The organism is Halobellus ordinarius, from assembly GCF_031823395.1.
Taxonomy (GTDB): Archaea; Halobacteriota; Halobacteria; order Halobacteriales; family Haloferacaceae; genus Haloquadratum; species Haloquadratum ordinarius.
The window spans coordinates 229,752-255,828 of record NZ_JAVQKJ010000006.1; the positions used below are offsets into that span (position 1 = coordinate 229,752).

The 26,077-nt window shown below is 61.7% G+C and carries 24 protein-coding genes and 1 tRNA gene; 9 read left to right on the forward strand and 16 right to left on the reverse strand.

Features of this window, described 5'->3' with window-relative positions:
- Positions 1-379 precede the first annotated feature (379 nt).
- The 4 genes from RJT48_RS10225 to RJT48_RS10240 all read left to right on the forward strand — a co-directional run bounded on the left by RJT48_RS10225 (position 380) and on the right by RJT48_RS10240 (position 4,074).
- On the forward strand, positions 380-1,066 hold the full coding sequence (locus RJT48_RS10225; protein WP_311172179.1) for a helix-turn-helix domain-containing protein: 687 nt from the start codon (positions 380-382) through the stop codon (positions 1,064-1,066).
- A 97-nt stretch (positions 1,067-1,163) separates the two neighbouring features.
- The gene (locus RJT48_RS10230) at positions 1,164-2,222 is read left to right on the forward strand and encodes an ABC transporter ATP-binding protein (protein ID WP_425604712.1); all 1,059 of its coding nucleotides are present in this window, start codon (positions 1,164-1,166) and stop codon (positions 2,220-2,222) included.
- Positions 2,219-3,136, forward strand: coding sequence for an ABC transporter permease (locus RJT48_RS10235; protein ID WP_311172181.1), 918 nt, complete (start codon positions 2,219-2,221; stop codon positions 3,134-3,136). Before RJT48_RS10230 ends, RJT48_RS10235 begins: the two co-directional genes overlap by 4 nt.
- Before the next feature lie 725 nt (positions 3,137-3,861).
- On the forward strand, positions 3,862-4,074 hold the full coding sequence (locus RJT48_RS10240) for a hypothetical protein (protein ID WP_311172182.1): 213 nt from the start codon (positions 3,862-3,864) through the stop codon (positions 4,072-4,074).
- Between the two features lie 144 nt (positions 4,075-4,218).
- Here RJT48_RS10240 and RJT48_RS10245 read toward each other — a convergent pair.
- The 8 genes from RJT48_RS10245 to RJT48_RS10280 form a co-directional block, all read right to left on the reverse strand.
- Positions 4,219-4,293 (reverse strand) — tRNA-Glu (locus RJT48_RS10245).
- 110 nt (positions 4,294-4,403) lie between these two features.
- Entirely contained in the window at positions 4,404-5,153 is a 750-nt protein-coding gene (gene psmA / locus RJT48_RS10250; protein ID WP_311172183.1) for an archaeal proteasome endopeptidase complex subunit alpha, read from the reverse strand.
- A gap of 155 nt (positions 5,154-5,308) precedes the next feature.
- Entirely contained in the window at positions 5,309-6,832 is a 1,524-nt protein-coding gene (locus tag RJT48_RS10255) for an FGGY family carbohydrate kinase (protein WP_311172184.1), read from the reverse strand.
- A 58-nt stretch (positions 6,833-6,890) separates the two neighbouring features.
- Positions 6,891-8,237 carry an ABC transporter substrate-binding protein gene (locus tag RJT48_RS10260; RefSeq protein WP_311172185.1) on the reverse strand — a complete coding sequence of 449 codons (1,347 nt, stop codon included), beginning with the start codon at positions 8,235-8,237 and terminating at the stop codon, positions 6,891-6,893.
- A gap of 53 nt (positions 8,238-8,290) precedes the next feature.
- Entirely contained in the window at positions 8,291-9,073 is a 783-nt protein-coding gene (locus RJT48_RS10265) for an ABC transporter ATP-binding protein (protein ID WP_311172186.1), read from the reverse strand.
- Positions 9,070-9,864 (reverse strand): ABC transporter ATP-binding protein, encoded by a 795-nt coding sequence (locus RJT48_RS10270; protein WP_311172187.1) that lies wholly within the window; start codon positions 9,862-9,864, stop codon positions 9,070-9,072. Before RJT48_RS10270 ends, RJT48_RS10265 begins: the two co-directional genes overlap by 4 nt.
- The gene (locus RJT48_RS10275; protein WP_311172188.1) at positions 9,857-11,845 is read right to left on the reverse strand and encodes an ABC transporter permease; all 1,989 of its coding nucleotides are present in this window, start codon (positions 11,843-11,845) and stop codon (positions 9,857-9,859) included. Before RJT48_RS10275 ends, RJT48_RS10270 begins: the two co-directional genes overlap by 8 nt.
- Positions 11,846-12,061: 216 nt before the next feature.
- The gene (locus RJT48_RS10280) at positions 12,062-12,871 is read right to left on the reverse strand and encodes a high-potential iron-sulfur protein (RefSeq protein WP_311172189.1); all 810 of its coding nucleotides are present in this window, start codon (positions 12,869-12,871) and stop codon (positions 12,062-12,064) included.
- Positions 12,872-13,058: 187 nt separating this feature from the next.
- Here RJT48_RS10280 and RJT48_RS10285 point away from each other — a divergent pair, with 187 nt between their 5' ends.
- From RJT48_RS10285 to RJT48_RS10290, 3 genes are all read left to right on the forward strand, one after another.
- Positions 13,059-13,415, forward strand: a complete 357-nt coding sequence (locus tag RJT48_RS10285) for a helix-turn-helix domain-containing protein (RefSeq protein ID WP_311172190.1) — start codon at positions 13,059-13,061, stop codon at positions 13,413-13,415.
- A 138-nt stretch (positions 13,416-13,553) separates the two neighbouring features.
- Positions 13,554-13,826 (forward strand): DUF7521 family protein, encoded by a 273-nt coding sequence (locus RJT48_RS20795; RefSeq protein WP_425604713.1) that lies wholly within the window; start codon positions 13,554-13,556, stop codon positions 13,824-13,826.
- Positions 13,827-14,242: 416 nt separating this feature from the next.
- Positions 14,243-15,085, forward strand: coding sequence for an acyl-CoA thioesterase (locus tag RJT48_RS10290; protein WP_311172191.1), 843 nt, complete (start codon positions 14,243-14,245; stop codon positions 15,083-15,085).
- A gap of 36 nt (positions 15,086-15,121) precedes the next feature.
- Here the strand turns inward: RJT48_RS10290 and RJT48_RS10295 are convergent, their stop codons facing one another.
- From RJT48_RS10295 to RJT48_RS10320, 6 genes are all read right to left on the reverse strand, one after another.
- Complete coding sequence (locus RJT48_RS10295) at positions 15,122-15,592, reverse strand: MaoC family dehydratase (protein WP_311172192.1); 471 nt, start codon at positions 15,590-15,592, stop codon at positions 15,122-15,124.
- Between the two features lie 5 nt (positions 15,593-15,597).
- Positions 15,598-16,290: an ABC transporter ATP-binding protein gene (locus RJT48_RS10300; RefSeq protein WP_311172193.1), complete on the reverse strand. Its 693-nt coding sequence runs from the start codon at positions 16,288-16,290 to the stop codon at positions 15,598-15,600.
- The gene (locus tag RJT48_RS10305; protein WP_311172194.1) at positions 16,287-17,018 is read right to left on the reverse strand and encodes an ABC transporter ATP-binding protein; all 732 of its coding nucleotides are present in this window, start codon (positions 17,016-17,018) and stop codon (positions 16,287-16,289) included. The genes RJT48_RS10300 and RJT48_RS10305 overlap by 4 nt, the downstream gene beginning before the upstream one ends.
- Positions 17,019-17,118: 100 nt before the next feature.
- Positions 17,119-18,138, reverse strand: a complete 1,020-nt coding sequence (locus RJT48_RS10310; RefSeq protein WP_311172195.1) for a branched-chain amino acid ABC transporter permease — start codon at positions 18,136-18,138, stop codon at positions 17,119-17,121.
- A complete protein-coding gene (locus RJT48_RS10315) occupies positions 18,135-18,998 on the reverse strand; it encodes a branched-chain amino acid ABC transporter permease (protein WP_311172196.1) in 864 nt (287 codons plus the stop codon). The genes RJT48_RS10310 and RJT48_RS10315 overlap by 4 nt, the downstream gene beginning before the upstream one ends.
- 224 nt (positions 18,999-19,222) lie before the next feature.
- Positions 19,223-20,512: an ABC transporter substrate-binding protein gene (locus tag RJT48_RS10320; RefSeq protein ID WP_311172197.1), complete on the reverse strand. Its 1,290-nt coding sequence runs from the start codon at positions 20,510-20,512 to the stop codon at positions 19,223-19,225.
- A gap of 177 nt (positions 20,513-20,689) precedes the next feature.
- On the opposite strand from RJT48_RS10320, the gene RJT48_RS10325 reads away from it, so the two are divergent.
- Positions 20,690-22,330, forward strand: a complete 1,641-nt coding sequence (locus tag RJT48_RS10325) for an acetate--CoA ligase (protein WP_311172198.1) — start codon at positions 20,690-20,692, stop codon at positions 22,328-22,330.
- A gap of 269 nt (positions 22,331-22,599) precedes the next feature.
- On the opposite strand, the gene RJT48_RS10330 is transcribed toward RJT48_RS10325, so the two are convergent.
- Both RJT48_RS10330 and RJT48_RS10335 read right to left on the reverse strand, forming a co-directional pair.
- Positions 22,600-24,033 carry a zinc ribbon domain-containing protein gene (locus tag RJT48_RS10330; protein ID WP_311172199.1) on the reverse strand — a complete coding sequence of 478 codons (1,434 nt, stop codon included), beginning with the start codon at positions 24,031-24,033 and terminating at the stop codon, positions 22,600-22,602.
- The gene (locus RJT48_RS10335; protein ID WP_311172200.1) at positions 24,030-25,205 is read right to left on the reverse strand and encodes a thiolase domain-containing protein; all 1,176 of its coding nucleotides are present in this window, start codon (positions 25,203-25,205) and stop codon (positions 24,030-24,032) included. Before RJT48_RS10335 ends, RJT48_RS10330 begins: the two co-directional genes overlap by 4 nt.
- A 77-nt stretch (positions 25,206-25,282) precedes the next feature.
- Here RJT48_RS10335 and RJT48_RS10340 point away from each other — a divergent pair, with 77 nt between their 5' ends.
- A complete protein-coding gene (locus RJT48_RS10340; RefSeq protein WP_311172201.1) occupies positions 25,283-26,050 on the forward strand; it encodes an enoyl-CoA hydratase/isomerase family protein in 768 nt (255 codons plus the stop codon).
- Positions 26,051-26,077: the final 27 nt, after the last annotated feature.

The window sequence follows — 26,077 nt, forward strand, 5'->3', positions numbered from 1 at the left end:
CGTTCGCAACTGATTGCATATCCGATCGCACGACTGCGTGCGATCGTGTGAGTGAAGACTTGCAAACGCTACTATAGCCCTGCGTGGCTGGCTCGTGCAGCAGGTGTCGGACTGAGTAGTGTCTCTATCGGGTTTGTCTTACTCGTGGTGTTCACTATTGAGAGAGGCGGCGATCTCACGCTGATCACACGACCGCTCCCGATGCAAATAGCACTCGCACTCCCGTATCTCATCCTCGTCGGGAGCCGTACTGGGTTGGCTCAATACCGAACCACCACGAGGTCCGAACACAGAGGTCGTGGCGAATCACGGTCTGTAGCCGTGTGAAATCCGACGACTTCAGTCGTTGGGAAACTCAGGACAGTAGGAATATCCACATATGGGACTCGTTGCAGAGTTCGAGATCGACTGCGAGGGGTTACCGCTCACTGATGTTGCGGTGGCCGCTCCCAACGCAACACTGACCCTTGATATGCAGTTCAATCACGGGAACCGACCCGTGTTCCTCGTCACTGTCCGAGGTGGTTCTCAGTCGAGAATTGAGAACGCTTTCACGGACGCATACGACGTTGGGCAGTGGACGCTCGTTGGGCAAGCTGACGAGACCCGACGATACCGGGTACTCCCAGCACTCAGTCTAGAAGAGCAACTCGGTGAGCATCTTGACGACCTCGCAGGTCTTGAAGCGCTTGCGACGGCTGACGCAATCATCGGACGGATTGATGTGATACCAGACGGGTGGCGACAGACCGGGTGGTTCGCTGACCGGGATGCATTCAGTAAATTCTCCTCGTTCTGGCAGCGGAACGCTGACTTCCGGTTGCACCGACTCACCCACGATGGAGAGTCTGAACCGCCGGGAGACGGACTTACCGACCGTCAACGCGAGGCACTCCGGATCGCGTACGAACTCGGGTATTTCGACATCCCACGACAGGCATCCTTAGGAGAGATCGCCACGGAACTCGATATTTCTCCGTCGTCAGTCTCTGAACGGCTGCGCCGGGCACAAACCCAACTCATCGAGGAGACCGTGGCGACAAGGTGGCCGCCACTCCCAAACTGACGGAGACTGACACGCTCGTCGACGGGCGAGGGTATTTAACCGCCCTCACGAATTCGAGAATTCCCTACCCGCGTCTATCTCGATGTTTTACTCGCCTATGGTATTGCAACAGGCACGACAACAATCTGAGAACGAGACGAACGCCTCGCAGCGTCATACTGCAATCGACACTGAGGATGTGTATGTGACGTACGAGGATGGAACTGAAGCTGTCCGAGGTGTCTCTCTCACCGTCGAAAAAGGCGAGTTCTTCGGATTTCTCGGTCCCAACGGGGCTGGCAAGACGACCACTATCAAGACCCTCGTCACGCTACTGTACCCGACGCAGGGATCGGTCCGAATCAACGGGTACGATACGAAACAGGAGCCGCAGGCTGTGCGCGAATCGATCGGGTATATGGCTCAAGAGACAAGTGTCGACTTTGAGCTCACACCCCGTGAGAATCTCCGCGTTGCCTGTCGGATGTACGGTGTTCCGAAAGAAGAGCGAGAGGCACGCATCGACGAATTACTCGACCTCGTCGATTTACGAGACGTTGCGGACAAGCGAGCAGAGACGTTCTCGGGCGGTATGCAGAAACGTCTCGACACTGCGACAGTCCTTGTTCATCGTCCCCCAGTAGTCTTCCTCGACGAGCCGACGACTGGTCTCGACCCCGAGGCACGGCTCCGAGTCTGGGAGTACTTTGAGAAGATCAACGACCGCGGAACGACGGTGTTTCTCACGACGCAGTACCTCGAAGAAGCAAACGAGTTGTGTGACCGCCTCGCCATCCTTCAAGAGGGAAAGATCACCCACACGGGGACACCAGCCGCGCTAAAATCAGCCGTGGGGACGGAGACCATCAGGTTAGCGCTGGAAGATCCGTCTGCGGAAACACATCGTCGTGCGATGAACGTTCTTCGTCAGCTCAACGCGCTCGATGCGGCGACTATGGAAAAAACCGCCCACGGTCTGACCATCGAAGCTGACAACGCTCGCGGAGCTACGAGCGAACTGTTCACGGAGCTGGCCGCGGCTGACATCACAGTCACTGATTTCGACCTTCAGTCGCCAACGCTCGATGATGTCTTTCTCACGCTGGCTGGTGAGGACGATGCCAACGAGAGTAGGGCGAGCAACGAATCGGCGGGTACTCAAGAGGTGGTTCGATGAGCGGAATCACCGACGAGCGGGATCAAATCGACAGTAACTCCGCACAGAGGGCCTCGGGGAACAGTCTCACAACCGACGCGCGGATCAGCTTCAGGCGGTGGCTGCTTAAAACATCCCGCAATCCCTACGTGACGTTCACCTCGCTGGTCCAGCCGATCATCTTCTTTGTCTTGATGGCGGAAGTCCTCGGCGTAATCGCGGGCGGTGCCATAGCCCAGTCGGTACAGAGTGACGTTACGTATGTGACGTATCTCACGCCTGCAATAATCATTCAGTCAGCGCTGGCTGCCGCGGCTGTCTCCGGGATCGGACTGGTCGACGATATGGAGACGGGAATGTTCGACAAGACGTTGATCTCCCCGATGAATCGCAGCGCGATGTTCGTTGGAAAAGTGTTGTCGGAAGTGGTTCGAATCACGGTCCAAACCGGGATTATTCTCGGGCTCGGGTATCTCCTGTTGATTCTCAAGTCAGGAACGTCTGCGACGCATTATCTCCAGACGGGGTTGTTCGGCGTCCTCGGAATATTCGTCGTGACCGTCATATTCGGTAGCGTCTTTATGGCGTACTCGAACATTGTCGCGCTCGTTACTCGTGATCGAGAAGCGACAGTACTGATTGCGAATCTGTTGACGTTCCCGCTTCTGTTCATTTCGAGCGCGTTCCTACCACTTGATGTCTTACCTGGGTGGATTCAGGCAGTCGCAGTCGCCAATCCCATCACGTACGGCGTCGACGGGATCCGAGCGCTAATGCTCGGACAGGACGTGATGTCAGTCTTTGAGGTAACGGCGTTTACTGGGCTCTGGAATACAGTCGTTCCTGCAACAGTTGTTCTGCTGGGATTCAATATCGTTCTGGGCGGTATTGCTGTTGTCCTTCTCAAACGAGCTTCCAAGGCTGAAGTTCAGTAACGGTTCTCTGCTATCTCTTTCATACGAACCCGCTGATTTACCAGTCTTCAGGAGCAACTTTGCCGCGCCCAAGGACAACTCACAGAGGAGACTGGGAGCTATCCCACTCAACTGAAAGTGACGAGAGGGTAGACGGGTCCCCTCGACTCTCAATTATCAACAGAGACTCACAAGACGACGGAGAGTTCGTGGAACTGAGAACAGAATTTGGAGTTCCTATGGTGGTAACGACACACCCGAAGAGACAGTATACCGGGCGGAAGGCGCCGAGGCCGAAGGCAATCCCCGAGACGGAACAACCGTCGACAGTTGAGGAGTATGAATCTCTTGGTAGGCATTTCACCAGTATTGAACCCTCTCTTCCCTCGATGAATAGATGAGTGCTATCCAAGACCTTCCTCTAAAATGAGTGAAGAGAGGTACCGAGCTCTCATCGGTCACGGATTTCAACAGAGCCAGTCAGGCCTATATTCAATGTAATTACCGTTGTGGGAACCGTTTAACCATCACAGGCTGTGAAAATTCACGTATTCGACGACTGATCTGTTCGAAATTCAATCCACTACCGTCGGGTCAGTTGGGTACAAATATCGAGATACGCGGCTCTGTTGAAATCCCATTTTTCAAAATACACTCGCCTGAAAGTTGGTCGATGAGAGCAGTGAATCTTGTAGATACACACTCGTAGCGTGACAATTATGATATCGTGTCGCAGACGAACAACAATGGTTGAGTTGGCCTATTTACTCATTGTCGGCGCGATCGCTATTCAGATTCCGATAGGAGCTTTGATGTATTTCGACGCAAAGCGGCTTAATCTGAAGAATCCGGATAAGTACTGGTTGGGAGTAATAGTACCTGCCGCAGGGTTTATTGTGATTCTATATTACTTTTCAGAGCGGAAGAACCTCCCAAAGAAGGAAAACGATGATTCCTAGCGTAACGGGACAGATTGTATCAGGTACCAAGAATTTTAACAAAGCCAGATACACACGGTCGTTCTGATCGATATGGCCTGAGCCTCGAGTCGATCATCGGTGGTGCATACAGGCGAAAACCGCAAGAAGGCGACCGAATTGGGATGCTCCGTCAGGGATTCGAACCCTGGTCCTTGCCGTGAGAGGGCAAGATGATTGGCCGGACTACACCAACGGAGCCTTGCTTCACTTCCCGATATCGGTGGGACGATTAAAACGGTTCCGTTTTGGCCACGCTGTGCGGTGGTGTCCCGTGGGCGAGCCCCACGTCGAAACCGCGGAACGGCGGCTTATTCCTCGTTTTCGGAGTCGCCGTTGGCTCCGTACTCGGCGATGATCTCGCCGATCCGGTCGTCCGAAACCGAACGGTACCCATCGGCCGTGACGGTGGCGACGGTCACTCCCTCCGCATCGAGTTCCTCGTCCGTGTCCAGCAGCGCTCGAACGGCGACCGTGATCCCCTCGTCGAGCGAGAGATCGTCAGCCCAGTTGTCCTCGAGGAACTCCTGGAGGTCGTCTCGACCCGACCCGATCGCAACGGCGCGCCACTCCTGTGGGGCGCCAGAGGGATCGGTCTGGAACAGCCGTGGACTGGGATCCGTCTCGGTGTCGTCGACACCGCCGATCAGCAGAGCTGCACCGAATGGACGCGTGCCGCCGATCTGCGTCGTTTCCTGAATTTCGTCGGAGAGTGTCTTCGCGAGGGCCTCGACACCGAGCGGTTCGCCGTAGCGAAGCCGGTTCCCCTGTGCTGCCCGCCGGGCGTCGTCGATCAGCCGTCGGGCGTCAGCGACGTGGCCCGCCGATGCGGTCCCCAGATAGTCGTCGAGTTTGTGGAGTTTCTCGATGCTGTCGCTTTCCATCAGCGACGAACTCGTCCGACGCCGCGCTGCGAACACGACGCCCTCTGTGGTTCGGATCCCGAGACTCGGCGCCCCGCGCTTGACCGCTTCGCGGGCGTACTCGACCTGGTAGATGCGTCCGTCCGGGGAGAAAAGCGACGTCCCCCGATCGTACGCTTGCTGGTCGTTTCGGTTCATCTACTCCTATTCCGGCCCGGGCACGGATAAAGGCTCCACCGGCCCCCGATATTACCGGAATCGGCCGACGAGTCTGACGATGAACGCTGCTCTCACAGTCTTCAGGAACCTACGTGGATGCGTGTTACGTTCGTTCACCCATCTGCATCCGCCGTTCACTCCGTTCGGCCCGAAATCGCCTCATTGTACACTGCCGCGCGGTCCGCCCAGACCGACTGCATCTCCCGTCTGGACTCCGCGAAGAACTCATACAGCGCTTCATACTGAGCGGCCACCTCGTCCCGCGGTTCGAACCGTCGATCGATCGTGACCATCCGGTCGACTGCGGCTTCCAGTGAGGGATACTCCGCTTGCGACAGCGCTAGCAAGACTGCTGCACCTTTCGCCCCCGGCTCGGAGCTTGCGGGTACAGCGACCGGACAGTCGAGACAGTCAGCGATGAGTTGACACCACAGGTCCGAACGCGACCCGCCGCCGCTCAGTGTCACTCGGCCGGTGTCGGCAGGCAGATGCTCAACGCAGTCCCGGATCGCGAGCGAGAGCCCCTCGTAAACCGCCCGTAGCAGGTGCTCGGTGTCGTGTTCCGGAGTCAGCCCCACGAACTGGCCACGTGCGTTCGGATCGACGAACGGGCCGCGTTCGCCGCTCGTGCTCAGATACGGGTGATACACCACCCCCTCACTTCCCGGCGGTGCCGCGCCCGCTCTCTCTTCTAACGCCGCGACGTCGTCGTCTCCGGCGAATGTCCCAGCAGCCCATTCCAGACTCGGAGTGCCGGCGTTCGATCCGATCGCGTACGTCCAGAGGCCGTCCAGACCGAGACTCATCTGGATGCCCGACGTTTCCGGCTGTGCACCGTCGACGAGCACTTGGTGAGTCAGGGACGTTCCGAGCGTCACGGCGGTCCCGCCGGCTGTGGCGGCGCCGCTGCCGATCGCCGAGGCGGGCACGTCGAACACGCCCGAAACGACCGGCAGGCCCGCTTCGAGGCCCGTCGATTCGGCGGCGCCAGCCGTGATCGTCCCGATCGTTTCGGTCGGCGCCGCCAGCCGTGGCAGCGTGTCCGCCGCCGCCGGGAGATCGACCAACTCGAAGACGCTGGAATCGTAGCGCTCGGTCGATTTGTTCAGATAGGGGACGGTCGCCTCGGTGTTGTCGAGCGTCCGCTCACCGGTCAGTTTGTACTTGAGCCAGTCTTTACACGAGAGGATCGTCGCCACCTGCTCGAACTGTGCCGGTTCCTCCCGGGCCAGCCACGCCAAAAGCGGGAGGCTCATCCCCGGATACGGCGCCGATCCACACTGGTCGATGATCGCCGCTAACTGGCCGTTTTGTTCCCACTCCTCTAAGATACCAGCCGATCGGCTGTCAGACCAGAGGATGGCGTTTCTGACAGGGTCGCCGTCGTCGGTGATCGCCCAGAGCCCATCGCCCTGCCCCGTGATGCTCACACCGATCGGTGCAGCCTCCTCGGGGAGCGCTGCGTTTACCTCACGGAGTGTCGCCGCGGTCCGCTCCCATACGGCCACCATCTCCTGTTCGACGTGCCCCGGCTCCGGCCGGATCGTCTCCGTCTCCCGCGTCGCCGTCGCCAGTTCGTTTCCGGCCGTGTCGAACGCCACCGTCTTGATCGTCGAGGTTCCGGCGTCGACGGCCAGGAGTACGTTTGTTTCGTTCATAGCGAAGTACTCGTTCGGTCGAATGAACTCCCGTGTCGTCTGTCTCGTCGATCCGGACTCAGAGGCTACAGCCGGTCTCCGCACAGGGCCGGATCGCGTCCTCGCCGGAGACTTTCGTGAGCAGTTCCACACCCGGAATCTCTTCGCCCTCGACGACCTGCCCGGTCCAGACCGGATTGACCGCCTGGTGGTCACACTCGCGGAACCGCGTCGTCCCCAGGGCCGTCGTCATCTCGAGTCCCTCGAGGGTCGATCTGACATCGGTCGGATCGTTCGAGCCGGCCTCCTGAATCCCGCGGGCGGTCATCCGAACCATATCGTAGCCCACGCGGGCGAAACTCCCCGGGACGCCGTCGTACTCGTTCCGGTAGGCCTCGACGAACTGTCGGTTGTCCCCCGTGTCCAGGGTGTGGTTGTACAGCGTCGAGGAGTAGGCCCCGACCGCATCGGACCCCAGCGCCTGGCGACTGACCTGCGCGAAGATCGCCGTCCCGATGACGTCGATCTCGTCGGTCAGGCCGCTGCTTTTGGCCTGCTTCATAAAGTTGATCAGGTCCGCCCCTGTGTCCGGGAGCGCCAGCACGTCCGCCTCGGAGTTCGAGATGTTGCTGATCTGCGGCCCGTAGTTGCTAGTGCCCTTGTCGGGCATCGTCTCGCCGACGACGTCGAGGTCGAGCCCCTGGGCCTCGATCCGCCGTTTGATCTGGGTGACTGCGGAGTTCCCGTACGTGTCGTCGGTGGTGTGAATCCACAGGTTCGACCCGAGTTCCGCGGCGGCGAAGTCGACGAGGCCGGCCATCTGCTGGGCGGCGTTCGTCTCCGTTCGGAACGTATTCGCGTTGCAGTTCTCGCCCGTCAGTTCGATCGTCGCGGCCCCGGAGGTGTAGAGGACGTCCTGATCGCTCACGTAATCGGCGACTGCGAGCGCGACCGAACTTTCCAGGGCGCCGACGATGTAGTCGGCGCCGTCGTTCTCGACGACCTGCTGTGCCCGCTGGAGGCCGGTCGAGGGATCCGTCTGCGTATCCTCGTAGACCGGCTCGATCGTGAAGTCGAACTCGTCGCTGTCGTTGACGTACTGCACACCGAGTTCGGCCCCCTGACGTTGCGCCCCCCCGAGCGGCGCCGACGGACCGCTCTCGGGGACCAAGACGCCGAGGGTGAGAGCTTCGGCGTCCGATCCGTCGTCGCTGCTCGTCGTCGCTGTCGACCCGTCGTCGGTCGCCGTGTCGGTATCCGTCGCCGTGTCGGTGCCGCCGTCGTCTCCCGTCTGCTGGATACAGCCGGCGGTTCCGAGCGTCGCAGCGAGTGCGCCGCCGCCGAGATACTGTAGTGCTCGTCGTCGCCGCACCCCACGGGTCGTCGATCTGTCGACCCCTGTCGTCTTCTCCTCGCGTCCGTCCATACCACTCGTAATTAAAGGCTGATATAAAATAATACGGACTTCCACCGTCGCTGTCAGTCCTCCGCCGAGTCGTCGAGTGAGACACTCAGATACCGGTCGAGTACCGCGTCGTCGTCGCGGAGCGCATCGCTCGAACTTTCGTGGACGATCCGGCCGTTGTCCATCACGTAGATGTAATCACAGACGTCCAGTGCCATCCGGACGTTCTGTTCGACAAGCAGGATCGTCAGTCCCTGCTCCTGCAGCGCTTCGATCGTCTCCACGACCTGTTCGACGACGTACGGCGCGAGTCCCTCTGTCGGTTCATCGAGGAGCAAGGTCCGGGCGTTGCTGACGAGCGCTCGCCCGATTGCGAGCATCTGCTGTTCGCCGCCGCTCAGGGTACTGCCCGCCGCCGTCTCCCGTGCCGCCAGATTCTCGAACGTGTCCAGAACCGCTTTGATGTCCCACTCGCTGGTTCCGCCGCCCCCGCCGAGTCGCGCGAGTTCGAGATTCTCGCGGACGCTGAGGCCGCCGAAGATACGCCGCTCCTCGGGGACGAGCGCGATCCCCCGACGGACGGTGTCTTCGGGTTCGAGGTCCGCTATCGACCGTCCCTCGTAGGTTATCTCCCCAGCCCGCGGCGTCAAAGAGCCCATAATCGTCCGGAGTGTCGTCGTCTTGCCGACGCCGTTGCGGCCGACGATCCCCACGACTTCGCCGTCGCCGACGTCGAAGCTTACACCCTGCAACACTGTCGTCGCGCCGTACCCGGCTGTGACCTCGTCCACGCGCAGCAGCGGATCGTCGAGGCGTCGGGACTCCGACCGCGGCGTGTCGTCGTCGTTCGGCGTCACGCGGTATACCCCCCGAGGTACGCCTCCCGGACCTGCTCGTTTTTCGCGATCTCCTCGGGCGTTCCCGTGGCTACTACCGCCCCGCTGTTGAGCGTCGTGATGCGATCGGAGACTCGCATCACCAGATCGACGTTGTGCTCGACGAGGACGACCGTCTTGTCCGTCAGGACCTCCTCGATGAGTTCGATCGTGGCCGCCGTCTCGTCGCCGCTCATCCCCGCAGTCGGTTCGTCGAGCAGCACAACTTCCGGATCGGTCGCCAAAACGAGGGCGACTTCGAGTCGCCGTCGGTCGCCGTATGAGAGATCGCTCGCCTGTGCGGTCGCGACCTCTCGGAGTCCGAGGTCGTCGATGATCGCGGCTGTCCGATCGTTGATCGCGTCGAACCGGTCCGGATCAGCGAACAGTCGCTCGATCGGAGACATCGTTGCGAACCGGGCCGATTGCGCCGCCAACCGGACGTTTTCGTGCACCGACAACCCGTTGAACACCGTCGTTAGCTGAAACGAGCGAGCCAGGTTTTCGGCGACCCGTTCGGCGGGCGAGAGGGCAGTGATATCCCGCCCCGCGAGCGTGATGGTCCCCTCTGTCGGACGCATCGCGCCGCTGATGAGGTTGAAAAGCGTCGTCTTCCCGGCGCCGTTCGGTCCGATGATGCTCCGGAATTCACCCTGTTCGACGGCTAAATCGACGTGGTCGACCGCGGTGAACTCCCCGAATCGCTTCGTGAGCCCCGCGGTTTGCAGAAGCGCCGCGTCGGCGTCGCCGGCCGTCCGCTCCGGTTCAGTCATCGGCTTCCACCTCCGGTTGTTCGTCGTTCGAGAGTGGCTTGCCCCCCACTCGGGACCGCTGGAGGTCGCGAAGTCGCGTCGGCAGCGACACCAGGCCCTTCGGGAGGAACAGGACCACGAGCACGAAGAGGGTCCCGAGCAACAGTCGCCACCAGGGGATGAGCGAGGAGAGTTGCCGCTCGATGAGCGTAAACACGGCCGCGCCGACCATCGGCCCGTAGAGCGTGCCCGAGCCGCCGAGCACGACCATGATGATCGCGTTGCCGCTGTTGATCCAGTTCAGCAGATCGGGCGCGACGAACCCATTGAAGAGCGCAAACAGCGCGCCAGAGAGTCCGGCGAGCGTGCTACTGATGACGAACGCCTGGCGCTTCACCGAACGCACCTCGTAGCCGACGAAGCGCGCCCGCAACTCGCTTTCCCGGATCGACTGCAGCACCGTCCCGAAGGGGGCGTTCATCATCCGTCGCACGGCCAGATACGCGGCAACGACGATCGCGAGGAGGAAGTAGTAGAACAGCGAGGTTCCCGTGAAGGCCAGCGGTTCGATACCGATCAGGACCTCGCTGAACCGGATGCCGACCCCACCGACCCCGTACAGCGGTTCGGGTGCGCCGAAGAGGCCGCTGCTTCCGCCCGTCGCATCGATTTTGAAGACTGCCTGGCGGACGATTTCCGCGAACGCCAGGGTGATCATCACGAAGTAAACGCCGGAGACGCGAATCGCGAGGTGCCCGACGATCCAGGCGGTGACTGCAGTCACGGTCAGTGCGATCCCGAGGGCGACGAACGCCGACGGCGAGACGTGTAACAGCGTCAGCAAGGTGGCGTACGCCCCGAGCCCGTAGAACAGCGCGTGGCCGAGTGAGATCAGGCCGGTGTATCCGAGGACGATATCGAGACTCATTGCAAAGAGCGCCCAGATCAGCACGGTGATCAGCAGCGAGACCACGAACTCGGAGTAGAGAATCCCGTTGAACACCGGGACCAGCGCCAGCACGGCGACGAGTCCGATTCCCAGCCGGGACCGGAGGCGGTCGCCGAGCACGCCGCCGCCCAGCCCGCTGACGAACTCGCTGGGCTCCGATCGGCCCGCGTCGAGTTGCTCTTTCGATCCGCCGAACAGTCCCTCCGGGCGGGCGAGGAGGACACCGATCATCAGAAGAAAGATGACGACACCCTGGATCTGCGGGACGAAGGTACTGACCGCGCTCTGGATGATCCCGACCAACAGGCCGCCGACGACGGCACCGCGAAAGCTGCCGAGGCCGCCGAGGACGACGATCACGAACGCCGGAATGATGACCGCGTTGCCCATTTCCAGGCTGACGTTCTGGTACCCGCCCAGCACGACGCCGCCGAAGGCTGCAAGCGCCGCGCCGAACCCGAACACGAGCGTGTAGTAGCGATCGATATCCACGCCGAGGTTCCGCACCATCGCCCGGTCCTCGGAGCCGGCCCGGATGACCAGCCCGAATCGCGTGAACCGCAGCAACGCCCAGATGCCGAGCGCGATCAGTCCACCGGAGGCGATGATGAAGTAGCTGTATCCGGAGTAGGAGAACCCGGCGAGGGTGACTGTCTGGTCGATGAGCTCCGGCGGCGAGAAGAACTTGGGACTCTTCCCCCAGACGAACCGCTTCAGATCGTAAATGATCAAGAGCAGGCCGAACGTGAGCAGAATCTGTGCCAACTGTCCGCGGCCGTACACGCGATTGATGAGTTTGCGTTCGACGAGCGCACCGAGCAGGCCCACGAGGAGGGGAACCACGATCAACGCCGCCCAGAAGCCGCCGACGCTGAATCCCGTGACCAGCGAGAACGCAAAGTAGGCGCCGAGCGCGAGCAACTCCCCGTGAGCGAGGTTCAACACGCCCATCACGCCGAAGACGATCGAGAGACCGGCCGCCACGAGCACGTAGACCATTCCGATCGTCAGCCCGTTGAGCAGGATGTCGAGTAGCTGTACAGCCGAGACCATCGCGACGTTATCTGTGTGCGAACCGGTGTGCTTCGATAAAAGTATCGGGTTGGGACTCGGTGGAACTGCCAGGACGCGAGTGGAGTTGGTCTCCCGTCGATGCACGCGGATGTCGACCCTTCTCGCGAGAAAGCGATGAGTTTCGTGTGCCAGTCGTGCCAGTCAGTATGAAAATAGCGGTGTGACTGCGAGAGGCGTTACTGGATGACCGTCCGATCAGTGCTCCTCGCCGGTCTGTTCCCAGACGACACACCAGTCCTCGGATGCGATGTGCCCCTCAACCTCGGCGCAGGCGCCCCAACCGTCACCGTTTTTGTCGGGGATGAAGTCCGCGCAGTTGCCACAGGACTGCCCCGGTTGAGCGGTCTCTTCGCCGATAGCTTCGGCGGATTCTGTCAGATTGACGTCCTCCTGGCTCCGCAGGTCGTCCGGATCGCGTTCCTCGTCGCCCTGTGAGGTCGCCGTGCGATACTCCCCGGGGACCTCGGCCGTGGCGAGTTCGTCTTCAGACATCCCTTCCGGTACCGACGGTTCCGGAATGGTTTCGTAGACTGTACACCAGTCTGCGCCGTCGATGTATCCGCCTACCTCGGCACAGGCCCCGAACGTGTCGCCATTTTTGTCGGCGATATAGTCGGCACAGTTCGCACAGCACTCTCCGGACCCGTGAGCGTCAATCTCCTGTGCCTCATCGAACTCGGAGAAGTTGACGTCTGCTTTCGCCATCACGTCGTCGGGGTTTCGTTCTTCGCCCCCCAGTGACTTCGCCCGTTGATAGACCTCCGGTACTGGCCCAGATTCGAACGCCTCTTCGGAGACGCCCTCCGGAAGTTCTTCCTCGTGCCCTTCTTCGTCTGTTTGTGGAGGCTCAGTGGCCGTCTGTGCGCCGCCCCCACCGCCCAGACAACCGCTGACACCTAACGCGGCCATCGTTATTCCAGCGGACAGAAGCTCCCGTCGCCGCGTCAGCAGCTCCCCCACCGATTCACAGCCTGCCAGTTCGTCTGTCGCAGTATCGCGGGACATCAGGAAAATCATCGTATGGAATCACATATCAATACCCGATAGTGACTTCATCAGATGAAGTTGCCAGAAATATAAGATGTTATACGCTCGATACAGGCCGTTGAAACAGGTTTCATCCGTAGAGGGTGGATTAGCCTCAAATATTCCGAAAAGTTAATTCAGGAAGAACGAACGGGTTCGTACGAGGATGGAAAACGGCGCCGGGCGACGGGAACTGCGCGAACTGCTTTGCGCCCCGCGAACGAAGAAAATTCTCCACGAAACCGAAAGAAAACCTCAATCTGTGGGTGAATTGAGTACAGTCTGTGACGCTTCCGAACCGACGCTCTACCGCCAAGTCAACAGCCTCCTTGACCGGGGGCTACTACGGGAGGAGACTGAAATCGACGACAACGGGAATCACTACACGGTCTATCGAAACAACGTCAAGCGAGCAGACATCCAGATACGACCACAGAACAGCGAGGTCGAGATCGATCTGACGTTCAAAGACGTGTCGGATCAGTTCAAGAACCTCTGGGAGGATTTGCGAAATGACTCATAACAGTCGACGCCGAAGACAACCACCGCTCTCAGAACAGGGGGAGTTAGATCACATCTCAGGTCGCGTCGTCATCCGAAGGTTCGATAGATTCGGGCGAGGGAGATTGGCTGCCTCTCGTCCCGGGAGGAGTCGTCGGCGATGACAGGAGTGATCGGATCCCTGTCGACCCTACTTGCCGCCGTGGCCCTCGCGTTCGCACTCGGGATTTCAGCTGTCAGCTTCAGGACCTTTCGTCGGGAACGGACGAGAACACATCGGAACGCGTTCTTTGGGTTCCTGTTTCTCACCGTGGGTGTGCTTATCGAGGAGATATTACTCGTCTTTACTCGACTGCCACTCCACAACATCCACAGTGTCGAATCGCTACTGTTCGTCGTCGGGTTCGGGTTTCTGTACCTTTCACTCCGTTGATCACTTTCGCCTCCGCGTTCCACCGTTGCCGCTCGTTCCACACTACCGATCGCAAGGGAGTCTGTGTGGTTGGAATTCCGTGACAGAACTTTGTTTCTACTGGAATCCATTTTAGATATTCGAGAGAAGTTCACTCAGCGTATATGCGAGCGGTGGTCGCAAATGGAATCTCGGAGCGGTTTCAGGGATAGACGAGATGTTTGACCGAGAATAGTTCTTTTTTTGATAATACTAAATTAAGAATAATTTTCCACTTCGCTGGATCAGAAATACCACGAACACGTCTTCGAGACACATCGGAACGGGTACCGTTGTCAATACTGTCGTAGGAATTAACCGGACGACACCGGCGGGATTCCCGTCGATATCATCGCCAGCCCGAAACGCTATTATCACCGGATTCCCTGGGGGGTGATATGCGTACCATTGACGACCACCAGGTACGGTTTGGTGAACTCGCTGGGCCGCTCGTCCACGGCGCAATGTTCTTCGATTGGCAACTGATCTCGACGCAGGAACTCGCCGCCGCGGTGGAGTATCCGTTCCCGTATCTCGTCGAAAACGACGCGATTCCGTACGCGCCGGTCGGGCTCGATACGACCGTCCACCGGTATCCGACGTTCGATGACACCGTCTCCGTGGAAGTCACCCCCACGAGAGTCGGCGACTCCAGTCTCGAGTTGGTGTACGAGATGATCGATAAAGACGGCGAGGCCCTCTCGACGGCGCAGATGACCCACGTCACGATCGCACCCGAGGGCGGCGCGCTGCCGATCCCGGAAGAGACCCAGACGCTGATCGAGGACCTCGTCGGCGACAAATCAGTTGCAGTCGGTCCCAGCAGGGACGGTGATGCCGCTTCGCACTACCCGACGTTCGAGGAGACGTTCCAAATTCACAGTCCCTACATCGAGGGGTCGGAACTGGCCTACTTCGAGGAGTACCCCCGATTTGCGGGAATCGCACTCGAACGGTACCTCGCCGCACAGGGAGTCCAGTTGAGCGACCTCGCCGGCGACAGGCAGCCGTTCCGGCTACGCGACTGGCACTGGGAGTTCAAATCGCCGGTCCGCTATGACTCGCTTCTCTCCGTCGAGTGCGACGTCCAGGCGGTGACCGAGGACACCGTCCGAGTGGCGCACACCTTCCGGACCGACGGCGAGGTCCGGATCGAGGGCCTCACCGAGTACGGGTGCTTCACGTCCGAGGGCGAACCGAGCACCTTCACCGACGCGATGCTGTCACCCTTCGAGAACTAACCCGATCCGGCACCTCAACAAGCCGAGACAGTCCCGTTACTCCGAGAGTGGCCAGTCGCCTTCGGCCTCGCGCGTGAGAAAGATGTTCGTCGAGCGCCAGTAGAGGACGGTCTCCCCGTTTTGGTTTTCGGCCGTGACGTCGTTTGTGACGTACCCGCGGTCATCTCGGCTCTCGGAAGCCGTGGTCTCTACGACCTCGACGGTTGCCGTCACCGTATCGTCGGGCCGGACAGGCGTCGGCCAGCGGAGTTCCTCCAGGCCGAAGGAACCGAGCGTCGCCGTCTTCGAGAGGAATCCCTCGTACAGCAGCGCCATACAGGAGCCTGCCGTGTGCCAGCCGCTGGCGATGAGGCCCCCGTACATCGTCTGTTCGGCTGCCGCGGGATCGACGTGGATCGGCTGCGGATCGTAGCGGCGCGCAAACGAGAGCAACTCCGCTTTGTCGGCCGTGTACGATCCGAGTTCGTGCGTCTCGCCGTCGTCGATGTCCTCGAAATACCGAACCATCGCGCTCAAAGGTAGGCGTCCTTGACGTGTTCGCTCTCCAGCAGCCCCTGACCGGTGTCCTCGCGAACGATCCGGCCGTTTTCGAGCAGGTACGCACGGTCCGCCATCTTGAGCGCCCGGTTGACGTGCTGTTCGACGAGCAGCACGGTGATCTCCTCGCTGATCCCCTCGATCTTCTCGAAGACCCTGTCGGTGATCTGGGGCGCCAGCCCTTCCGACGGCTCGTCGAGCGCGAGGATCCGCGGTTGCGCCATCAGCCCTCGACCGATCGCGAGCATCTGTTGCTGCCCGCCGCTCATCGACCGTGCGAGCTGATCGGAGCGCTCCTCGAGGATCGGGAAGACCTCGAAGACCTCCTCCATCATCTCGTCTAATTCCTCACGCTTGGTGTAAGCGCCCATCTCCAGGTTCTCCCGAACGGTCATCTGCCCGAAGAGGTTCCGCTCCTCGGAGACGTGGACGAAGCCCCGGCGAACGATCTCCGACGGGGTGAGCGTGGCGACGTCCTCGTCCCACACCGTCACCGTCCCGGCGTCGAACGGGTGGAGTCCCGACATCACCCGAAGCAGTGTCGATTTGCCCGCGCCGTTGGGACCGACGATTGACACGACGCCGTCGTCCTCGGAGACGGCCATATCGAGGTCCCAGATCACCTGGATGTTCCCGTAGGAGACGTCGATGCCGTCGAGTTCGATCACGAATCTTCCTCCGCGCCGAGGTACGCCTCGGTCACCGCTTGATTGTTTCTGATCTCCTCGGGCGTCCCTTCGGCGATCTTCTCGCCGCTTTTGAGCACGATGATGCGGTCTGCGGTTCCCATAATCGCGTCCATAATGTGTTCGATCCAGAACACCGAGATGTTACGTTCGTCGCGGAGCCGACGAATCGTGTCCGATAGCTCCTGGATCTCCGCCGGCGTCAAACCGCTTGCGATCTCATCGAGGAGCACGAGATCCGGATCGGAGGCCACGGTCCGGGCCAGTTCGAGCTGTTTCTGCTGGGCGATCGGAAGGTTCCCGGCTTTCATATCGGCTTTCTCTGCCAGGCCGACGAATTCGAGCGCTTCGCGGCCGCGCTCCTCGGCTTCCTCCCGGGAGATCGACTCGTCCGTGCCGAAAAGCGCCCCCGCGACGGCGTTTTCCATCACCGTCATCTCGCCGAACACGCGAACGATCTGGAACGTCCGCAACACCCCGGCTCGGGCGATCTCGTGTGTATCGAGCGCGAGGAGATCGTCGCCGTTGAACGAGATCTTCGTCTCCTCCTCTGGGTCGAGAACACCCGTGATCGTGTTGAATAACGTCGTCTTTCCGGCTCCGTTGGGCCCGATGAGCCCGACGATCTCGCCCCGGCCGATCTCCAGGTCGACCCCGTCGACGGCGACGAGACCACCGAACTTCTTGCGAATGTTCGCGGCCTCAAGCATTGCTACCTACATACAGACCGGCGTCCTGTAATAACGGTTTTGCCTCGTCATTCGTCACTTGAAAAAGCTGATCCTCGATAGCCGCGTCTCGACGGTGGTGTCAGCCGTTCGTTTCGGCTTCTGTTGGCGCTCCGCCGCTACCTCCGCCGAGCGAGATGTCCCGGTTTTCGAGGAACTCCTGTGCGGCGACGATGACGCCGCTCCGGAAGTACAGGAACAGCAGAATCAACAAGGCGCCGAAGATCGCCGTCCGCCAGTTGGCGGCGTAGGTCCCGAGGGTCGCCTCGATGATCTCGACGATGACCGCGCCGACGATCGGGCCGTACGTCTGTCTGATTCCGCCGACGATGAGGACGATCAGCGCGATCACGTCGACCGCGAGGAACGTGAATATCGAGGGCGTGATGTAGGTCGCCTCTCTCGCGAGCATCGTGCCGGCGATCGCGATGATGACGCCGGCGATGAACCCGGCGATGGCCTTGTAACGGACCACGTTGATGCCGATCGATTCGGCCGCCATCTCGTCTTCCCGGATGGCCTCGAAGGCGAGTCCGTAGTGGGAGTTGATGAGCCACAGGTACAGCACCATCCCGGCCAAGAGGAACACGAGCAGCACGTAGTATATCACGAGCGCCGACGGCAGGCCGACGGCTTCCGCGATTCCGTCGATCGAGAAGAGTTCGTAGGGGAACCCCGTCGAGCCGCCGGTGAGATCCCTGGCGCCGACGAACCCCTCCTCGAACACCAACTGGAGGTTGAGCGTCAGGATGGAGATCAGGATGACCGTGAACTTCCGACGCGCGGAGATCCAACTCACAGAGAGCGCGACGATCCCACAGAGGAGTGCGGCGACCGGCAGCGCCACCCAGGCGGTAATACCGACCGTATCGGCGATCAATGCCGTGGCGTACGCGCCGACGCCGCCCAAGCCGCCCATGAAGAGGAACAGCTGATCGTTGTGCCCGAAGACGATGTTCAGCGCGAGCGCGAACAGCGCAAACAGGAGGATCCGCGACAGCACGCCGACGAAGTAGCCGCTGCCCATCACCGGCAGCGGCGCGATGACGAACACCAGGCCGACGAGGGCCAGCTTGCGCTTGCCCGGGACGAGCTCTCTCACGACGACATCACCTCCGGACGGAAGAGGAGGAAAATCACGGCCGAGCCGAACAGGATGATCGTCGCGAAGTACGATCCGATGAAGAAGTTAGCCATCTGATTGACCAGTCCGAGCAGCAGGCCGGCGACGACCGCGCCGACGAGACTGCGGACGCCGCCGACGATGGAGACGATCAACGCGAACGTCGTGAACTCGAAGCTGCTCGCCACGCTGACGTTCGATCGGGAGGCCGCGAGAATGCCCGCCAGACCGGCGACGATCGCCGAGAGGACGAACACGAGCGTCCGGATCTTCCGGGGGTCGATCCCCACAAGCTGTGCACCGCGCTCGTCCTGGAAGATGGTCCGGGCCGCCTTCCCGAGGAACGTCCGGTTGAGAAAGAGGAATAGCACGGCGAGGATTACGCCCGCGATAATGATGCTTGCGACGGAGACGCCGGTGACGACCGTCGTCCCGAGATCGATCGGCGACAGCCCGAGTTTGAGCGAATACTGTGAGGAGACGTAGTTGACCATCACCCCTTCGAGCAGGACCGTCAGTCCGAGCGTGGTGAAGATCCCCAGGAGGATCCGTTCTTCGCCTTTGGAACGGTAGACCAGCGACAGGAGCGTCCGGTCGACGATCAGGCCGAAGACGCCGACGGCGAGGAGTCCGCCGAGGATCGCGACCGGGAGCGGAATTCCGTTGCTGGCCATCAACGAAGCCAGGATCGCCGCGATCACCGCAAATGCGCCGATTGCCAGGTTCAACACCTCTCCGAGTCCGTAGACGAGTGTGATCCCGACGCCGAGAAGGGCTAACGTAGCGCCGAATGCAAGCCCGTCGACGGCGAGCGCCGCTAGCGTGCTAACTGTAACCATTTAGTGCCCCGAATGATAGACGGTGGTGTATACTTTACGACTTCCAGAGCGGCACCGAGTCACTGGTGGGTCCGCGCTGACACTCATCGCTCCCGATGTAGTGTCCGCTCACGGGGGGCGATCGGATTCTCTCGATGGACGGATATGCACCCAAACCCCGAGGAAGGGCTGCAAGCCATCACAAATCGAACGCAGGAATCGAACGTCCTCGAAACGGGTTACTGTCAGGACTCCGGGGCCAGCGCCGGCAGCGGGTCAGTGCGGAACTGCTCTTCGAGGCTGTAATCGCCGTCGGGGTAGTACGAGGGTGCCTCCGCGGTAACTTTACTGTAGATTTGCACCTGGTCTTTGAGTTCGCCGTACTCGGAGTACTGGATCGGCTCGGCGAACAGCGTGTCGAACTCGATGCTGCGGATCGCCTCGGTGATCGCCTCGGAGTCGGCCTCGCCCGCGTCTTCGATGGCCTGTGCGATCATCTGTCCGGTGACGTATCCGTACGCCGTGTGGGTGTTGAACTGGCTGCCGACCTCCTCGCCGAACCGCTGTGCCACTTCGGCGAACTCGTCGGAGGCGGCGTCCGCCATATGGATGTGCGTGAATGCGCTCTCGGCAACGTTCTCGCCGATCGCAGATCGAATGACGGACGGCGGGATCGACGGCCCGGTGACGACCTCCGGGTTGTATCCGAGTTCCGAGAGCTGTCCGGTGATCGTCAGCGACCCCGGCGGGTGCCCCGTCGCGATGAACATCTCGACGTCCTGAGAGACCTGTCTGATGTACGACGAGAAGTCGTCGGCGCCGACCGGCGCCACGTGGATGTCGACGTCAACGTCGAAGTTGTCCTGGATCGCGGTCTGGACCGAACGCCCCCAGGCGTAGTCGCCGACGATGGCGGCGACGTTCTCGTAGCCGGCGTCGCTGACTAACTGCGCTTGGGCCTGCATCGTCGTCGCAGCGGGGAGCAGTCCCAGGCGGAACGAGTGCAGCGTCTCCTCGGTGATCGTCTCGTCCGACCCGGCCATATGCATAATCATCGGGATGCCGAGTTCCTGGGCCGTCCGCGACGTGCGGATACCGACGTCGGAACTCACCGGCCCGGTCGCTGCCACGATGTTGTTCTGCTCGGCGAACCGATCGAAGATCGACGACGCCTCCGCGGGATCGCTCTCTGAGTTCGACTCGACGATGTTCAGGTTCCGGCCGCCCAAGACGCCGCCATCGGCGTTGATTTCCTGGATGGCAAAGGAGAGGCCCGCCGAGTGAGCCTGGCCCCACGGCGCGAATCCACCCGACAGCGGCTGCACGGAGCCGATATTGATCTGCTCCCCGCCGTCACCATCGGAGTCGCCGGAGCCACCGGACGTCGTAGTTTCGCCGCCACCTGCGTCCGTACTGGTGTCGTCATCCGAGTCGCCGCCGTCCCCGTTGCCTGAACAGCCTGCAAGCAGGCTGACAGTCGCCGCCCCGCCGGTTACTTTTAGAATCTCTCGTCGATTAAACCTCTGCTTAGACATCTTCGTATGTAGCCTATCTTTTATTATATTTGAATGTGGCGGTTTTTAGTATCGGTCCGATTACGCCGAGAAAGCGGTATGTTTTATCGGTACCGTTTCCCGGTTTCCCAGCCGCGGACCTTTCTCATATTCGACCGTAAAGTACTTTGAGACATATCTTGATTGCCGTAACAAGCGATGCAAGAAAACGTACCAGCCTCGTATCTGCCAGATGACGGACCGGACCTCGTTCATCCGCTCCCGGAACTTCACTACCCAGAGGAGATCAACGTCGCCGACGAGTTGGTGGACCGTCACGTCCGCGAGGGTCGTGGCGACAACGTCGCCATCCGGTTCGAAGACGAAGAGATCACGTACGACGAACTGCAAACACGGGTCAACCAGCTCGGAAACGCGCTTGCAGGGCAAGGTGTCGAACCGGGCGACCGGGTCGTCGTCCGCTTCACCAACCGTCCGGAGGCCGTCATTTCCTGTCTCGCAATCCAGAAGATCGGGGCCGTGCCGCTGCCGTCGATGAAGCTGCTCCGCGCGAAAGAGCTCATCCACATCATCAACAACGCGGAGGCCTCGATGGTCGTCGTCTACGACGGCCTCCTCGAAGAGATCACCGAGGCGCTCCCCGACCTGGATACCGTTGACGACGTCGTGGTCGTCCAGCGGAACGGCGTCGAGCACGACCACCTCGACTACGACGAACTGACGGAAGCGGCCGACGACGATCTCGACGCGCATCCGACTTCCCGCGACGACCTCGCGCTGATGCTGTACACCTCCGGAACCACCGGACAGCCGAAGGGCGCGACGCACACCCACCGACAGGTGCTCGCGACCGCGGACAGTTACGCGCGCTATTGCCTCAACGTCACCGAGGACGACGTCTTCGGCGGCAACCCGCCGCTGCCCTTTGCGTACGGCTACGGGGACCTCCTGACCTTCCCGCTCCGGTTCGGGGCCACATCGAGTCTCGTGGAAAACGCCTCGCCGGCCGACCTGCTTGAAGCCGTCGAGAAGCACGAAATCACGATTCTCTGTTCGATCCCGACGGCGTTCAACCAGATTCTCGCGAAACACCCGGACGGGCCTGACGAGTACGAAACGGACTCGCTGCGACTGGCTGTGAGCGCCGGCGAGCCACTCACACACAGCACGTTCAACAAGTTCAAAGACAGCTACGGTGTCGAGATCTACGACGGGATCGGGACCACCGAGATGCTGCACATCTTCGTGAGCCACCGTGAGGGAGAGGAGATCGATCCCGGCGCGACCGGCTATCCGGTTCCCGGCTACGAGTGCAGGGTCATCGATCCGGACACTGGCGAGGAACTCCCGCGCGGCGAGGCCGGGCTCCTCGCGGTCCGTGGCCCGACGGGCATCTCCTACTGGAACCGCCCGAAAAAGCAGGACGAGGCGCTCGTCGACGGCTGGAGCCTCCCGGGTGACATCTACGTGCACCGCGAGGACGGCCGCCTGGAATACAAGTCCCGCGAGGACGACCTCATCGTGTCGAGCGGCTACAACATCCCGGGTCCGGAGGTCGAGGCGGTCCTCGAAGAGCGCGAGGAGGTCTCCGAAGTGGCCGTCGTCGGTTCACCTGACGAGGAACGCGGCCAGGTCGTGAAGGCCTTCGTGGTCGTCTCCGAGGATGCGACGCCCGGCGACGAGCTGACCGAGACGCTGCAGAACCACGTCAAGAACACGCTGGCACCGTACAAATACCCCCGACGCATCGAGTTCACCGACGAACTCCCGCGCACCGAGACCGGCAAGATCCAGCGCGTCAAACTTCGGGAGCGGGAACGCCAGCAGTACGAGGACTGATACTGATTACTCTCGTCTCTTCCCGCCGAGCGCGGTCCCCGTTGACGGCGCTCGGCGGGAAAAAGTGAGAGTAATCAGTATGAGAAGCACCGGTATCGTCCCGTTTGGGGATTTCAGCGTCGGCTGAGGAGTGACTGTCGAAGGTGTTTGAGGGATTCGAGACCCACGGCAGTTGGATACAACCGTTTTCTCAGGGTAGTTGAATAAAACCGGTTTCCCGCGGCAGTTCGATACAACCGTTTTCTCACGGCGGATACGGCCGAGATCGGCTACCGTTGTTCCGGGACGAACTTGAGTCCGTACCGTGTGACACCTTCGACACTGTAGATACGGCGGAACCGACCCGCTACCTCGTCACCTACGGAGACGTCTTCTGGATCACAGTCTGTCAACTGCACCGGGAACCGGGCTGTGCCGTCCCGTTCCCCGGTGGTCTCCACCTCGACGATCGCCACCGCGAAGGGGCCGTCGCGGCGCTGCAGTTCGACGAACTCCGGCGGCGCGCCACCCTGTCCGATCACCGTCACGGCGACGATTTCGCCGGTCCGGGCGAGCGACTCCGTCTCGAACGTCACGCGTTCGTGACAGTCGGGACAGGCACCCTCCGGCGGGAAGGCGACTGCACCACACTCGGGACAGCGGCCCGCTTCGAGCCGATATCGTTGCGGCAGCGTCCGTTGCCAGGACGGCAGACTCACGTGTGCGCCGCCACCGGCGACCTCGGCGGAGCCGATCGTCCCGCGCTCCCGGAGCGCCTCGGCGTACGAGATCTGTTCGCCGCCCGCCAGTGCGGCATCGAGGTCCACATCCAGTTCAGCAGGGGACTCGAACGCCAGCGCAACCGCGGACGCGCCGCTCCCGAAGAAGCCGACCACGGTGAGCGAACCAGGTTCGCTCGCCGCCAGCGCAGCCAGCAGACCGATCGCTGTCGTGGCGGCACCGGCATCGCCGATGTCGTCCACCACGATACCGGATCCGACCGCGCCGCCGCCGTACGGGAGCGAGCGCGCGATGCGATGCGGAAGCCCGCCCGTCGGCTGGTAAAGGCTCACCGCGTCGACCGCCTCGTGATCGATCGACAGCCCCTCGACGGCGGCCGACACCAGTTCGCGGATCATCTGCCGTTCGTAGGTCGTAATGTCGAGTCCGGTAACCGAGTGGCTCCCCCCTTCGCGGAACCTGATTCCCGGTGCATCGCGTGAGCGCTGGGCGCTGTCGATCACCTTCGCGTCGCCACCCTCGTCGAAGACGAACGCCGCTGCGCCCGCCCCGAGGCGCTGGCCGGCTTCGGCTGGATCGCCATCGGGTGCGTCCGCAACGATCACGAGCGCGGTGCCGTCGGCGTCGGCGCCGGAAAGCAGCGCCTCCGCGCCGGCGGCTGTACTCTGCGTCGCCGTCTCGGTAGTCAACTCACTCGAGGTTCCCAAAGCGGCGCCGATCCGCGGCGCGAACTCTTCTTCTTCGAGCGGCGGCGTCGTCGTCGCCACGGCAAGATGCGAGACAGCCGCCGCGTCGAGGTCGGCGTTCGCCAGTGCCTTCCTGCCCGCGGCGACAGACATCGTGAGGGTGTCTTCGTCGGCAGTGGGAACGGCGGCCTGATCGACCGGCGCGGACGTCCCCCAGGCGGCTTGGATCTCGTCGCCGCTCAGTCGCTGTCGCGGCACGTACAGACCCGTCGCCACGATCCCGCGCTCGGAACTCATAGTTCACCTCCGTCGACCCGCTCGAACACGTGGACGGTCACGCCGCCGCCGGAGCCGCCGACGTTGTGGGTGAGGCCGACCTCCGGATCGTCAACCTGAACGTGTGCCTCCCCGCGCAACTGCGAGTACGCTTCGACGACCTGGCCGGTGCCGGTCGCCCCGATCGGGTGTCCCTTCGATTTGAGCCCACCCGAGGTGTTGACGGGCAGCCGCCCGTCAGGATCCGTCTCTCCCTCCCGGAGGAGACGCGCGGCCTCGCCGCGGTCACAGAAGCCGAGATCCTCGTAGGCGGCGAGTTCGGCGATCGCGAAGCAGTCGTGGACCTCCGCGAAGTCGAGATCGTCCGGGGAGATGCCGGCATCCTCGTATGCGCGCTCCGCGGCCGTCTCAGAGGCCGGGATCCCCGTGAGCGAATCGCGCTGGAACAATCCGACCCGTCCGCTCGCAGCCCCGGCACCGGCCACCCGCACCGGCTCATCGGAGAACTCCTTTGCGACCGCCTCGTTTGCGACGAGCACGGCGCTTGCCCCGTCGGTGGTCGGACAGCAATGATAGAGATTCAGTGGCGCGGCGACGTCCGGTGCGTTCATCGCGTCTTCGAGGGTACACTCGAATCCAAGCTGTGCGTGTGGGTTCTGCGCGCCGTTCCCGTGGTTTTTGACCGCGACCCGCGAGAGGTCCTCGACGGTCGCGTCGTACTCCCGGAGGTACGCGCTGGCCATCTGCGCGTACACGCCCGCGAAGGTGGTGCCCGACAACCGCTCCCACTCGGTCTCGCCGCTCACGCCCAGCCACCACTTGGTGTGGTCGCCGCTCATATCCGTCATTATCTCGTAGCCGCCGGCCAGTGCGACGTCGACCATCCCCGATTTGACCGCCATCACGGCCTGCCGGAGGGCGTAGCCGGATGCAGCACACGCGTTTTCGACCCGGGTCGTCGGAATCCCGTGTAGCCCGAGATGTTCGGTCACTGCGGGTCCGCTCAATCCGAGTTGTCGGCCGCCCACACCGAGCGTTCCGAGGAAGGCCTCGTCGATCTCTGCAGTGGCAAAGTCGCCGTCGACGCTTTCGAGCGTCTCGTCGAACGCATCGGCGAAGAGCGATCGGTATGACTCACCGGGGAAGGACCCGAAATCGGACTGTCCGGCCCCGATGACGTACGCATCGGTCATACTCCGAGGATGACGACGACTGACTAAAAGGTACGGGCTTCGGATGGATTTATACACCTTCGATTGCCACTCGCGGTATGGTACGAGTGGAGACAGACGGCCGCGTCCGGACGCTCTCGTTCGACCGTCCCGATTCGAAGAACGCATTCACCGCTGCGGCGGCGACCGAACTGATCGAAGCGCTCGAGACGACGGCGGATTCCGACGCCCGCGCCGTCGTCCTGACCGGCGACGGCGACGCGTTCAGTGCGGGCGGCGATATCGAGGCGATGGCTGCGCGCGACGAGACGCCGCGGGAGGCCTACGACCGTGTCCAGTCGACCCTCAATGCGCTGATCGAACGGCTCCTGACGATCCCCATCCCGGTCATCGCGAAAGTCAACGGCGATGCAGTCGGCGCCGGGACGAATGTCGTCGCCGCGTGCGACTTCGCCTACGCGGACCGGGACGCTCGATTCGGGGAAGTGTTCGGCAACGTCGGGCTCATCCCCGACTCCGGCGGAACGTTCATTCTGCCCGCGCTCGTGGGGCTGAGAACCGCCAAAGAGCTCACGATGACGGGGCGGGTCTTCGACGCTGAATCGGCCGCGGCGATGGATCTGATAAACGACGCCGTCGAGAGCGACGAACTCGACGATACCGTCGAGGAACTGCTGGCGACGCTCGCGAAGAAACCCACCGAAACGCTCGGACTCACGAAACGCGGTATCCACGAGAACATCGGGCGCCCGTTCCGGGACGCACTCGAACGAGAGGCACACCTCCAGGTCCTCGCCTACGGCAGTGAGCCGCACGAGACCGGGGTGAACGCGTTTCTGAACGACGAGCGGCCGGAGTTCCGATGAGGAATCTCGGAAAAAAGCGACGCGGGA